This window comes from Pseudoalteromonas sp. Angola-7 (genome assembly GCF_028599255.1).
Classification (GTDB): Bacteria; Pseudomonadota; Gammaproteobacteria; order Enterobacterales; family Alteromonadaceae; genus Pseudoalteromonas; species Pseudoalteromonas atlantica.
This window is the reverse complement of the sequence record NZ_JAQREL010000015.1, coordinates 1-13455: the sequence shown is the minus strand read 5'-3', so window position 1 is coordinate 13455 and position 13455 is coordinate 1. Positions and strand designations below refer to the sequence as shown.

The window sequence follows — 13455 nt, the reverse complement described above, 5'->3', positions numbered from 1 at the left end:
CTGACACTAAATGCTTTTAAGTATTTTAACCTATTGATTTAAAGTGAGTTTTGCAGGGTTTTTGATTGTTGCAATAAAGCCGCTAATACTTACAATCTATGCTTTATCTAAATTGCTTTTAATGCCAACAGACACTCTTACATTGAGATGATTTGAGGTATATGCAAATATTTCATTTACGTTGCACTTTTGCTGTTAAAGCCTATTCCCTAGCCAAAAAGGATATTTATGACCACGCCATTAATTAAATCACTTGAGCACCATTTTGGTTTTAGCCAATTTAGAGCAGGGCAACAGCAAACCATTGAGCAGCTTTTAAATGGGCAGTCGTCATTGGCTATATTTCCTACGGGCTCGGGTAAATCGTTGTGTTATCAGCTAACGGCTATGCATTTACCAAACTTAACCTTGGTGGTGTCGCCTTTACTTGCATTGATGAAAGATCAAATTAGCTTTTTAAATAGCAAAGGTATTTACGCGGCAAGCCTTGATTCTAGCCAAGACCAAATGCAAAGCAGCACCGTAATGAACGATGTGCGAAATGGTAAAATTAAAGTATTAATGGTGTCGGTTGAGCGTTTTAAAAACGAGCGTTTTAGAGAGTTTATAAGCCAAGTTGCGCTGTCTATGCTGGTGGTAGACGAAGCGCACTGTATATCTGAATGGGGCCATAACTTTAGACCCGACTACCTTAAACTACCGCGATACCGCGAAGAGCTAAATATTCCACTGGTACTATTACTCACCGCCACAGCCACTAAAAAAGTAAAACGCGACATGAGCGAGCGTTTTAATATTGCCCCAGAGTGCATTGTACAAACCGGCTTTTACCGCGCTAACCTTGATTTAAGTGTACTAAGTGTAAAAACGGCTGATAAAAACACTGAGCTTACAAATATAGTGCGTGCGCAAAATGGCCCAGGTATTGTGTATGTAACGCTTCAGCAAAGTGCCGAGCAAGTGGCTAATACGCTAAGTGCGCAAGGTATTCAGGCAGTTGCGTATCATGCAGGGCTTGAAGATACACTACGCTGGCAAATTCAAGATGATTTTATGGCGGGTAAAATTAACGTTGTTGTGGCAACTATAGCCTTTGGTATGGGCGTTGATAAATCAGATATTCGCTTTGTTATTCATTACGATTTACCAAAATCAATTGAAAACTACAGCCAAGAAATTGGCCGCGCAGGCCGCGATGGCAACCCATCAAACTGCTACACCCTAGCTAATTTAGATGGTCTGAATACGGTTGAAAACTTTGTGTATGGCGACACCCCTGAATTGAGCGGCATTGAATACGTAATTAACGATATTAAAGCCCAGCCGCAGCAATGGGAAATGCAAGAATATAGTTTATCCAGCGAAAGTAACATTCGCCAATTAGCGCTTAAAACCTTGCTGGTACAACTAGAAATGCAAGGCGCAATAACGCCGCAGTACGCCTATTACGCCGATTTTAAATACAAGTTTTTGGTTGATAAAAACGAGCTACTTAGCCAGTTTGACGAGCAACGCCAAGCCTTTTTAACGCAAATATTTAGCCACACCGATTTTAAAAAAATATGGGGCACGCTTAATTTTGACACCCTTACCCAAGCCGCCCAAGTTGATCGTAAACGGGTTGTGGCCGCGCTTGACTACCTAGCCGAAAAAAACCTAATAACCCTTGAAACCAAACGTATTACCCAAGTTTACAAAGTGCATAGTGAGGTTATAAATAACCCTGAACTTGCAAAACAATTACACAGTTATTTTATCGAAAAAGAACAAGCCGAGATTAAACGTATAGCTGCATTGGTACGCTTTTTTGAGCTACAAAGTTGCTTAAGCTATAACTTGGCACGTTATTTTGACGACCAAAATGCGCCAGCGCAATGCGGGCATTGTAGTGTATGCCGAGGTAATGCTGTAAAGCTTGAGTATTCAATAGAGCCTGCTCACATAGCCGATGACGTTGTTTATCAAAAAGTGGATGAGTTTTTAGCGCACATGGCGACAAAAGGTATTCACAGTGTAGGTATTGAAACCCAGTGCCGCTTTTTAGCGGGCATGAGCGTGCCATTATTTGCACGTAATAAAGTGCGCCAACTGAGTGGTTTTGCGCTTTGTGAGCAGATGCGTTACAGCGATATAAAAGCAAAACTACTAGCGCGTTAAATTAGTTACTGTATCCTAGTGGCTTATTAAAAAAAGTAAGTCACTATGCCTAATACTGTTATTCCAAGTAAAACTATTTCCTCTACACCTGAGCCCGTAACCTGCGCTAATTGCCAGGCATGTTGCTGCCAATTAGAAGTGCGCATAGTGACCGACACCGGCGTGCCTTTTCAGTACATTGATTACGACAAATGGGGCAGCGAAGTAATGAAACGCGCAGACGACGGCTGGTGCCAAGCACTCGACCGCAATACCCTAATGTGTACTATTTACGAAAACCGCCCACTTACGTGCCGCGAGTTTGAAATGGCCTCAAACGAGTGTATAACAGAGCGCGAATTAGCCGGTATTTAAAAATACGGACTAACTAATAACCCCGCGTTTGTGTTTTTAACCAATAGAGAGTTGTGCGCTTGGGTATCTTAGTTTTTTACTTCGTGGACTTGCTAAAAAGTAGGCGAGAGTGAGCGGGCCTATTCTTCCCATAAACATTAAAAACATAATGATAAACTCCCCCAGCGGTGATAACGATGACGTTAAACCGCGTGAAAGTCCTACCGTACCCAGTGCCGATACCGCTTCAAAAGCAATATCTAAAAAAGGTGCATCTTCAACGACCAGTAATGTAAAAATAGCCAACCAAGTGACTCCCGCTGAAATAACGGTTAAGGCTAATGCTTTATACACTGAATCTTTGTCTATTTCTCGGCGTAACACGGTGACGCCCTTGTCACGCCTTAAGTAGCTATAGGTTGCTAATATTAAAACGATAAACGTAACGACCTTTATGCCACTTGCAGTACTCAAAGACCCGCCACCGATAAACATAAGCATCATAGTTAAAGCGGTACTTGCATTTTTTAACTCTTCAATAGCAATGGTATTAAACCCCGCAGTACGAGGGGTAACGGCTTGAAACCAAGCTGCTAGCCATTTACCTATTTCAGATAACGGCTGCAGTGTTTTTGGATTATCGTATTCAATTACGTAAATAAGCAACAATGCAATAACGTTAATAATAACAGTGCTGATCAGCATTAATTTACTGTAGGGACTGAGCTTAGCCCAACGCTTTGATTTATATAAATCGGTTAATACGGTAAAGCCTAGGCCGCCAATAATAAACAAATAGGTAATTGTTAAATTTACAATGGGGTCTTCTACATATTGCATTAAGCTATTGGGGCTCAATGCAAACCCTGCGTTGTTAAAAGCGCTAATAGTATAAAAAAGTGCATGGAAAAAGCTTTTTTGTAAACCCATTTCAGGTAGCCAATACAGCGTTAAAATAATAATGCCTAAAGATTCAACGATTAGCGCAAACAGCAAAACAGACTTAGCGGTATTTACCAAAGTCGATGTATCTGTTTGATTAAAGGCTGCTTTGGTCACTGTTTTTTGAATAAAGCCAACTTTATTACCCAGCGCCATTAAAGTTACAACCGCAATGGTCATTAAACCCAGACCACCTAGTTGAATTAATAGCGCAATAACGCCTTGTCCAAAAGGAGTAAATACTGAACCTGTATCAACTACAACTAATCCGGTTACAGTCACCGCGGAGGTAGCTGTAAACGCACTTTGTATCCATGAAATAGGCTCATAGGTTGCAAAAGGTAGTTTTAACGCCAAGGCCCCTAGCGTTATTAATATTAAAAAACTACAGCAGAGAACAAGCGGTGGAGCCACATTGAGTTTTTTATGCCCATTGGCTTTTCGATCTATAGGTGTTTTGAGAGGGTGCCATAAAACCATAATTATAAAAGCCTTGGTGCAAGATAGTTTAGTTCGACTCGGCTACCTGATAACAGTAAAATGTCGTAAGTAAGTAACTCAAAGTCGTCATCAAGTTCGACAAACGTTTGCTTTGCGCGCTTGACCAATAATGGGTTTACAGTGCCTTTTATTTCTTTAAGTAAATGCCCTAGTTTTGTTTTATGTAAGTGCGCTTTTATACTTACTTCAACAACGTATAAGCCATTGCCTAAGGAAATATAGTCGTTTACTACAGGGTAATTAAGCGCTTGTGCAACGCGTACGCCCATTTCTTCTTCAGGATGAATGATGCGTGTTACACCCAGCTTAGAAATAATTGTGTGATGTGCTTTAGTGCTCGCTTTTACCCATATTTGCTTAACAGCTAGGTTTTTTAATGCAAGGGTGCACAGAATGCTCGATTGCATGTCTTCCCCAATTGCCACTAAAACTGCCTGACTACTCGCTAAATCAAGCTCTTTAAGTGCGGCTTCATCAGTGGAGTCGCAAACAACGGTTTCAGATAAATGCTCAACATATTTTTCAGCGAGTTTAGGGTTACTATCAACTCCAGTGACTGTATGCCCTAAATGAATTAACTCAAGGCTTGCTGCAATGCCAAATCGACCTAATCCGATCACTGTAAAATGTGCCATGTTGATACCTAAATTAAAGTTAAAAGAGAGAAGTGGTAAAGTTCATTTGGTCAATAAACAGTTAATACATAGGCTGTAAGCATCACTGTTTTTATCCAACCCAACACACCTATTACTCCTTCTGCTGAAGTTAGAATATGAGTTATTAAAGTAACAATGAAGGTAGGCGTTAAAAGCTTTATAAAGATTTAACGAATCAGATAAAAAACTTTATAAAAACTTTATAGAGGCAATATCGAAAAGGCAGTAATCTAGGTGCTCAAATGTTAGAGGAATAATTAATGAATCAGGCAGAGGCTAAACCACGTTGGTATAACGCATTGTTTTTGGCAATAATAATGCCATTAATTGTTGTTATTGCCATTTACCCTGTGCGTAATTGGTTTACTACCACCGATATCGTGATGCTTCAGTTATTATGGGTGACTTGGGTTGCTGTGCGCAGTAATCGTCGTCTTGCCATACTGACCACCTTAGTGAGTGTAGCGTGTACAGATTGGTTTTTTGTTGCTCCAAATTTTACTTTTCATATTGAAAACATAGAATATTTAGTAACCTTTATGGTTATGCTCATTGTTGGTTTTGTGATCAGCCAATTGGCAGGGGAGCTCAGTACTAAAGTTAGGGATGTGCAATTACATGCAAGTAATAGTCGCACCTTGTACGAACTGGCCAAAGAATTAAACAGCCTAGATACGCTGGATGAACAAAAAAAGTACTTTGTGCAGCGCATCAGTAAGCATTTAAACGCATCTTGTACATTTATACCTGCAACATCGCAGGGCAATAGTGAGTTTATATTGCTTAGTGAAGTTAACCCTAGCTGGGGCGGGTTTAATTTTACTAAACGGTTAACGCAAGGGCAAAAATCCTTTGCTGACACCGCTATTTCGCTTCTTTATCAGGTACATGAAAAAACGTTATTACGCCAACAGTCGGCTGCTATTTCGGTGCAAGCGGAATTAGAGCGCGCTAAAAATGCACTTTTACGCAGTTTGTCTCACGATTTACGCACACCACTGGCGACTATTATGGGCGCATCGAGCATGCTTGCAGATGATGAGATTACACTCAGTGACATCGTGATAAAAGAGCAAGCGAGTAATATTTATGAGCAAAGTAAAATACTAAATGAGCACTTTGATAAAGTAATGGAGTTAAGCCGAGTTAATAAAATGGGTGAAAACCTAAGTTGGCAAACAATAAACTTACAAGCACTACTTAGTGAAGCTAAAGCTAGAAGGCAGCAGCAACTCACTGATTTTGTCATAAATACCAATATAGACGCTCAGACAACATGCGAAGGGGATGTGACTTTGTTAGAAATTGCGCTGGCTAATATGCTCGAAAATGCATGGCGTTATGGTGATAAAAAGGTGAGCGTTGAATTTATTCGAAGTAGCAATCAGCAAAAGATATGTTATCAGCTAATTCTCACTAATAACGTGATCACTAAAGCGCAAACAAGTAGCAATGAAGGCGTTGGGTTAGGCAGCATTATTTGTGATGTAGTTGCTAAATTTCATCAGGGCACATTTACATTAACAATTAATAACGAAACAAATATGGCGTACGCAAAGTTAATCTGGGAAAAAAGTAATGACTAAAATCTTGATATTAGAAGATTCTCCCCCCCTTCAAAGCTTTTTAAAAACTTTGTTGCAAGCCAGTGGCTACGAGCTAAGTATTTGTGATAAAGGGTTAGATGGCTTTGCACGTTTAAGTGAGCAAAGTTACGATCTTGTATTGTTAGACTTGGGCCTTTTAGACATGGATGGTCAAGACTGGTTAATTGAGTTTAGACAATGGAGTGCCTTACCTGTTTTAGTACTCTCAGCTCGAGATGGCGAAGTTGAAAAAGTCACAGCGCTTGATAATGGGGCAAATGACTATATTACTAAACCGTTTAGCGCGAATGAGTTGCTAGCCCGAATTCGGGTTTTATTACGCACCCAAAGCCAACCGAGTGTGGCATTTACCTGCGGGAATATAAAAATAGATCCGCAAAAACACAGTGTTACTGCTTCTGGAGGTGAGGTAAAACTCACTAAAAAAGAGTACGCAATACTCTTATTGCTGTTTCAAAATAAAAATAAAGTACTCACCCATAATGCAATCTTAAGCCATATCTGGGGGGCGCAGTATGTAGAGCGTCCTGAATACGTAAGAGTCCATGTGGCACAGCTCAGACAAAAACTAGAGGCTAACCCTGCGAGTCCAAAATATATTTTAACTGAACCGGCCGTGGGTTATCGATTGGTTGACTAAAAATGAGAACTTTAGAGTTTTACTCTACAGCACAATGATCCAGATAAATTATTTTTAATTGAATTTTAATACGCTTGAGCAAATTAGTGTAAATAAAACAGAGCAGCAAAAATGTTTGCTATGACTGTGTTTCCACAGTCATAGGCGTATAAAATTAGTCGTATTTAGCTTCTAACTCATTAGCTGTATGAAACTTCTCGTGGCTTTGTAATTGCTCATCGTACTTTACAAGGTGTTTAAAGTGGGCAAGCTGGCCCGAGTTTTTAACTATTTCTACAATAAGCGACATCATAATATCGGCACCGGTTAACGTGTCGCCGACTAAATAACGTTTACCTTGGAGTCGGTCGTTAAAGTAGCTAATTACTTTTACGGTTTCTGCATCGGCGTAATTTTCTAAAAACTCTGTTTTAGCGCCATCTTTTAAAACAAACATTTTAAGCAGTAGCGGCAAAATAGCTGAGCTTTCGGCAAAGTGAAGCCATTGTTGATACTCAACATATTCGGCAGTGCCGGCTTTTGGTGCAAATTTACCGTTACCGTATTTAGTAATTAAATAATCGGTGATCGCGCCAGATTCGGTAACAATTAAGCCATCGTCTTCAATCACTGGTGACTTACCTAATTGGTGTACTTTTTTAAGTTCGTCAGGCGCTAAAAAGGTCTCTGTGTTGCGCTGGTAGGCAACAATTTCGTAATCAACATCCAGCTCTTCTAAAAGCCAAATAATACGTTTTGAGCGCGATTTATTTAAATGGTGTAGTTTAATCATGTCAGTCCTTGTTGGCGTTACTGCATGTGCAGTAACGCTTTGTAAAATTTAAAGTGACTCGTTAATTTTAACAACGGTTTTACCAAAGTTTTTACCATTTAGCATGTCGTTAAACGCGCTAATGGTATTTTCAATACCTTCTACCATGTGTTCGCGGTATTGTACTTTGCCATCTTGTAGCCATTTTTGCATGTCTTGCGCAAATTCGTCGTAGCGGTGGCCGTAGTCGTCAAAAATTATAAAGCCTTGCATTTTAATACGTTTAGTAAGCAGTTGCCCCATTAGCATTCCCATACGATCAGGACCATCTGGGAGGCTGGTAGAATTATATTGCGACACTAAACCACACAGAGGTACACGGGCTGCGGTATTAAGTAGAGGTAATACGGCATCAAACACTTTACCGCCCACATTTTCGTAATAAACATCTATGCCGTTATCACAGGCTTTTTCTAGCTGCTCTGCAAAGTCATCGGCTTTGTGATCAATACAGGCATCAAAGCCCAGCTTTTCAACGGCATGTGTACATTTTTCGCTGCCACCAGCAACGCCTACCACTTTACAGCCTTTAATTTTAGCTATTTGGCCAACGGTTGCGCCAACCGGCCCTGTTGCTGCAGCTACTACAACGGTTTCGCCTTCTTTAGGTGCGCCAATATCAAGTAAGCCCATGTAGGCTGTAAAGCCTGGCATACCCATAATACCGAGTGCGTACGATGGGTTTTCTGGCTCTTTACCTAATTGCATAAGACCTTCGCCGTTAGTAATGGCGTAATCTTGCCAACCGGTGTAAGCAAGTACCCATTCGCCTTCGCTGTATTTATCGTTTTTAGACTCTTCTACTTGGCATACGGTAGCGCCTACCATTACATCGCCCACATTAACTGGATCGGCATACGACTTTGCATCGCTCATGCGGCCACGCATGTATGGGTCAAGTGATAGGTAAATAGTGCGCAGCAGCACCTCGCCATCTTTAAGCGCTGGTAAATCTACTGTTTTAAGTTCAAAGTTTTCATCGGTAGGGGCACCGTGCGGGCGTGATGCTAAAGTAAGTTGACGACTAGTTGCAGACATAAAAATCTCCTCTTAAGAGTGAATTTACTTAGCGAATGTTTACGCGTTTAAAACCAGGTTGAGCCTAAACAATAATGCGCGCTAAGTTTTACGAAAATAAAAATTTGTACCTTAATACACGAGCTTTGGGCGCGAGGCTGGTAATTCAAGCTTTGCAGAGTATTTATTCTAAACGGTTTATTTTAGCTTGCTAAAAATATGGCTATCGTAAAACACACCATGTTTATAAATGGCTTGTTTGAGCACAGCCTCGGCCTTAAAACCGCATTTAGTGAGTGCCTTTATAGAGCCAGTATTGCCAGCAAATACAGCGCCAAAAATACGGTTTAGGTTTGAGCTTTTAAATGCGTCATCGCAAATATGCGAAATAGCATGAGTCATTACTCCTTGCCCCCAAAAGTGGCTATTAAGCCAATAGCCTATTTCGCCACTGCGGCTATATTCAAATTCTCCGGGGGTGATACCAATACACCCCGCAAATTGCTCATCTACAACAATGGCCTTAACTATTCCACTTTTAGGGCCTTGGTTTATCCACCAGTCGGCGTCGGCTTGAGTATACGGAAATGGAATTTTAGAGGATAAAAAGCGCGTAACCTGTTCATCGTTTAAGGTATTAATAATATGTGGCGCGTCTTTTGGTTTAAAGTCTCTTAGGGTGATCATTGTTTTAATTAAGTGTCTGTTGCATACGGGTCAACTTAGCAAGCAATTAGAGATTGCACAATCACAAAGATTAACCGTTTACGCCTATAACTTTGTTTTAAAGTACTCTAATATAAGCAAAATATAATACCTGTTTAAGATACTTTTATGCACCCACACATAGCCGCCCTTTATAATAGTGCCCAAAAACCAAGCCGTTTAATTATAGGTTTAATGAGTGGTACCTCCTTAGATGGGCTCGATGTAGCACTGTGTAAGGTAGCGGGCGCAGGTATAAATACGCAAATTGAAGTGCTGAACTTTACCACCGTTGACTATAACAACGAGTATAAAAGTAAAATAAAGCAGGTATTTGCCAAACGAGAGTGTGATTTAGAACTTGTTACCTTACTGCATCCATGGGTGGGTAAACTCCATGGCGATATGGTTAATCAGTGCTTAGATACTTGGCAGGTGAATCCAGCAAGTATTGATGTAATAGCCAGTCACGGGCAAACAATTTACCACTGCCCACAGTCGCAGCATAATCATAAAAGCTTTACTAATGGCACACTACAAATTGGCGACAGCGACCAAATAGCCGTTACTACCGGTATTACAACGATTGGCGACTTTAGGCAAAAACACATAGCCGCAGGGGGCGAAGGTGCACCGCTTGCGGTATATGGCGACTACTTATTTTTTACAAACCCCAATGAGAACCGCATTTTATTAAACATGGGTGGTATTGCTAATTTAACGTTTTTACTTAAAAGCGGTGATGCAAATAGCGTATTTAGTAGCGACATAGGCCCAGGTAACACCATTATGGATGCGTACGTACAGCAGCATTTTGAAGGCATGCACTTTGATGATGGCGCAAAAATAGCAAAAGCGGGCAAGGTAAATACAGCCTTATTAAATGCAATGTGTAGCAACACTTTTTTTGAGCTTGCGCTGCCTAAAACAACGGGGCCTGAGGTATTCAATTTAGGCTATTTATATGCTGCTCAACAGCAAACAAATACACAGCACTTAAGCCATGAAGATGTAATGGCAACTTTAAATATGTTTAGCGCGAGGGTAATTGCAAATGCGTTAAACGAATGCGCGCAAAGTGCTAAAGAGTGTGTGGTGTATGCAAGTGGTGGCGGTATTCATAACCCATTATTAATAGCGCACCTTAATGCGCTGTGCCCGACTATTAAAGCGTTTAAAAATACTGATGATTTAGGCATAAACCCCGATGCCAAAGAAGCCGTACTATTTGCCATTTTAGCCAACGAATGCCTAGCAGGTGAGCAGCAGCACCTAAATAATACTGCGCAGGGTATTGCAGGGGTCACTATGGGTAAAGTGAGTTTTGCTGATTAAGTTTTTATAAATTTGTATACCAACACATTAAAAAAACGAAAATAAACTTGAGCTCATATTACGAAAGTATTTTTTAACGCCATGTGGCTTAGTTTGGCTTTTTAGTGCTTGCTGATTTTTATAACCAGCCTCAAACGCATTTACTTGCATATCAAACTGTAAACTATTTTTTAAAGTGGCATTTAAGCCATGCAGCATCAATTGCATTACTAAGCAGTGGCTTTGAGTAATTTTACTTAATGTTAAATACACATAACCACGCTCTAAGTCGGCGTTAGTGAGTACTTTTTCAGTAAAGTATTGTGCATCACGGGCACTGGGATACGTTGCGCTCAGCGAAATAATATCGTTTTCGTGGGCGTCGTCAGGCAATACGCATTGCAGCGTTATTTCATGCATAGCACTGGCTTGCAAGGTTAACTGCTCGTATTCCATTGTGTGGCCCATAGCCGCAGAGAGAGGATCTTCAAACGATTGTAACGCAAATGTGAGTTGCGTCATTGGTGTGCTCATTTACTTCAACTTCTAGATTATAAAAAATACAGTTCGAGTTTAAATTATCACCTATTTTGATTGCAGTTTTATGACAAATTGCACTTAATCGGATAATCGCTGTTTTTTGATCAAAAAAGATCGCTATATGTTCTTTCTCATAAGGTTTGGAGTTTAGTTTTAGGCTAAAACTGATTAAAACACCAAATAAAGATCCTAAATTAATATTCCATGCTGTATTTTTCTTGATTTAATACGGTATGGATAGCGTTTATTGTTTAAACTCGTATTAAAAGAATGTTCTGAAAGCTAAGCTATCTGATGTTAAAAATGTAGTAAGGCGTTTATCAGTGATAAACGCTCATTGAGATTGGCTAAATATCGTCGTTAATTGATTGGTTAAATGCGCTTTGCGCATATATCCATGAAATGAGCGCTGCGCGCAAATTGGATTATTTAATTTTACCTAAAAACTTTAGAAAACTTAGTTATAGTAATACCTTAGGTAATTTGTTAAAACTATATAAAGTAGATAAATGAGTGCTAAGTCGATAGAAATATGCGCGACGAGCGCACTATTAAATTATTAATCCTCAAGGAAGATTATGAGTGTCAAATTAATATTCTCAGAGTACTTTGAAATAGAAGAAAAAGAGTTGGATGATCACGGCGCTCTGAATATATGTTTGACTTCAGATTTACCGCTGTTTATCGATCCATTCCTACTGTTTGCATCAGATAAACCAGAGTATAAAGAGCAACATGACAAAATCGTTTCCCACCTTATTTTACTAAAAGAGATTGCGGTAAATGAGGGCGACGGTGCAAATACAAACCTCTTCAAATTTCCAGAGATAAAGCAAAACTGGCTTGGTCTCTGTAAGTATGGGAATAATGGTAAGGGTCTAGGTGCAAAATTTGCTAAAGATATAATTGCAGCGTTCAACGGATTCTATTCAAATTTCGGCGAAGAGACGATTTCATCAGCTAGCCACATTGAGAAGCTGACTCTTGTAGGTGCGGGAATTGGAAAAGACTTTATTAGTGACTTCGCCACTAATCTAATGCTCGAGTACCTATTAGAATACACGCAAAGTTTTGCCAGAAAATCATTGCAATCCCATCAAAGAAAGGTTTTCAGCGTCAGATGTTCTTATGATGAGAAACTGATGATATGGAAGCCAAAAGAATATGAGTTACCATATTTCCACCTTGAAGAAGATGGGGATTTTATACTGCTTACCCCTCTAGATATACTTACAAAAGATGAAGCATTTATATGTTATAGTGAACTTTCGGGTAACTTCAGAAGAATAGCTAGCTCAATCGGTAATGCAGCATTGCGCGAATCTGTAAACTCATACTTCCTTAAAGCTTTACCAATATCGCCTAAGAAAAAGGATATTGAGTACGCCGTATCAAAAACAATAAATGAATTTCCAGAGATTCTGGACTATTACATAAAGCAAAAAGAAGACAAAAAAGACCAATCCACGAAAATATCAAAAGAGAAAATTGAAAAAATACGCGGCGAGCTTATCAATACCCTCTCGCTTTTCTGTGAAAATCTACTCGAATCTAGTGATTTCTTCGAAGTTAAACCTAATAGCTACAATGAAGCTCTACAAAGAGCCAACTTCCTTAAAGACAATATAGAAAATAATGATGGGTACAGAATTTTCTATCAAAAAGGAAAGCCTATTGCTTCCGAAGATACTATTCAGCGTGTGTTTAGGTTGACTTGGTACGCCTCTCCGTATGACGTAAACTCTGAAGTTAACAACGGCCGAGGGCCCGCTGACTATAAAGTTTCTTTTGGTAGTGGTGACTCGACAATTATCGAATTTAAGTTAGCCCGATCTTCATCGCTAAAAAACAACCTTAAAAATCAAACAGGGATATACAAAAAGGCATCTAAATCTATCTCCGATATCAAAGTAATCCTCTGCTACACGAAGTCAGAGGTAGCAAAAGTAGATAGAATACTAAAGACTATGGGGCAACAGGGAGCTGAAAATATAGTGATAATTGATGCAACACCAAAAGTGTCAGCTTCAAAGGTTGTTTAGGGTTAACAAGGAGCTGCTGTCGGACAAGTTTTCCGCTGCGCTCCATACTTGCCGCAGAGCGCCACGTTGGTATGACTCCCACTGTCAAGTTAAACGCACTGATCCCTGCCTAACTTTTTAAGCCATAATTACTTTAGCTCGAATTAGAGCGAGTTAATACATAGGATGAAGCAAGTAATGTCGTCGGTTA

At 39.9% G+C, this 13455-nt stretch carries 12 protein-coding genes; 6 read left to right on the top strand and 6 right to left on the bottom strand.

Annotated elements, in window-relative coordinates; genetic code table 11:
* The first annotated feature begins 228 nt into the window (after window positions 1–228).
* Window positions 229–2157 carry an ATP-dependent DNA helicase RecQ gene (locus PSH50_RS16995; RefSeq protein WP_273588018.1) on the top strand — a complete coding sequence of 643 codons (1929 nt, stop codon included), beginning with the start codon at window positions 229–231 and terminating at the stop codon, window positions 2155–2157.
* 45 nt (window positions 2158–2202) lie between these two features.
* Window positions 2203–2511 carry a YkgJ family cysteine cluster protein gene (locus PSH50_RS16990; protein ID WP_273588019.1) on the top strand — a complete coding sequence of 103 codons (309 nt, stop codon included), beginning with the start codon at window positions 2203–2205 and terminating at the stop codon, window positions 2509–2511.
* 36 nt (window positions 2512–2547) lie between these two features.
* Here PSH50_RS16990 and PSH50_RS16985 read toward each other — a convergent pair whose 3' ends face one another.
* Both PSH50_RS16985 and PSH50_RS16980 read right to left on the bottom strand, forming a co-directional pair.
* A complete protein-coding gene (locus PSH50_RS16985) occupies window positions 2548–3912 on the bottom strand; it encodes a TrkH family potassium uptake protein (RefSeq protein WP_273588021.1) in 1365 nt (454 codons plus the stop codon).
* 2 nt (window positions 3913–3914) lie between these two features.
* Window positions 3915–4568, bottom strand: coding sequence for a TrkA family potassium uptake protein (locus tag PSH50_RS16980; protein ID WP_126009513.1), 654 nt, complete (start codon window positions 4566–4568; stop codon window positions 3915–3917).
* A 281-nt stretch (window positions 4569–4849) separates the two neighbouring features.
* On the opposite strand from PSH50_RS16980, the gene PSH50_RS16975 reads away from it, so the two are divergent.
* Both PSH50_RS16975 and PSH50_RS16970 read left to right on the top strand, forming a co-directional pair.
* The gene (locus tag PSH50_RS16975; protein ID WP_256850956.1) at window positions 4850–6175 is read left to right on the top strand and encodes a DUF4118 domain-containing protein; all 1326 of its coding nucleotides are present in this window, start codon (window positions 4850–4852) and stop codon (window positions 6173–6175) included.
* Window positions 6168–6836, top strand: a complete 669-nt coding sequence (locus PSH50_RS16970) for a winged helix-turn-helix domain-containing protein (RefSeq protein ID WP_008130878.1) — start codon at window positions 6168–6170, stop codon at window positions 6834–6836. The genes PSH50_RS16975 and PSH50_RS16970 overlap by 8 nt, the downstream gene beginning before the upstream one ends.
* 154 nt (window positions 6837–6990) lie before the next feature.
* Here the strand turns inward: PSH50_RS16970 and PSH50_RS16965 are convergent, their stop codons facing one another.
* From PSH50_RS16965 to PSH50_RS16955, 3 genes are all read right to left on the bottom strand, one after another.
* Window positions 6991–7608, bottom strand: coding sequence for a glutathione S-transferase family protein (locus PSH50_RS16965; protein WP_273588022.1), 618 nt, complete (start codon window positions 7606–7608; stop codon window positions 6991–6993).
* Between the two features lie 48 nt (window positions 7609–7656).
* Window positions 7657–8685, bottom strand: a complete 1029-nt coding sequence (locus PSH50_RS16960) for an NADP-dependent oxidoreductase (protein WP_273588023.1) — start codon at window positions 8683–8685, stop codon at window positions 7657–7659.
* A 177-nt stretch (window positions 8686–8862) separates the two neighbouring features.
* Window positions 8863–9351 carry a GNAT family N-acetyltransferase gene (locus PSH50_RS16955; protein WP_273588024.1) on the bottom strand — a complete coding sequence of 163 codons (489 nt, stop codon included), beginning with the start codon at window positions 9349–9351 and terminating at the stop codon, window positions 8863–8865.
* Between the two features lie 147 nt (window positions 9352–9498).
* On the opposite strand from PSH50_RS16955, the gene PSH50_RS16950 reads away from it, so the two are divergent.
* Window positions 9499–10704 (top strand): anhydro-N-acetylmuramic acid kinase, encoded by a 1206-nt coding sequence (locus PSH50_RS16950; protein WP_273588025.1) that lies wholly within the window; start codon window positions 9499–9501, stop codon window positions 10702–10704.
* A 27-nt stretch (window positions 10705–10731) separates the two neighbouring features.
* On the opposite strand, the gene PSH50_RS16945 is transcribed toward PSH50_RS16950, so the two are convergent.
* Window positions 10732–11217 (bottom strand): hypothetical protein, encoded by a 486-nt coding sequence (locus PSH50_RS16945; protein ID WP_024032946.1) that lies wholly within the window; start codon window positions 11215–11217, stop codon window positions 10732–10734.
* A 584-nt stretch (window positions 11218–11801) separates the two neighbouring features.
* On the opposite strand from PSH50_RS16945, the gene PSH50_RS16940 reads away from it, so the two are divergent.
* Window positions 11802–13265: a hypothetical protein gene (locus PSH50_RS16940; RefSeq protein WP_273588026.1), complete on the top strand. Its 1464-nt coding sequence runs from the start codon at window positions 11802–11804 to the stop codon at window positions 13263–13265.
* Window positions 13266–13455: the final 190 nt, after the last annotated feature.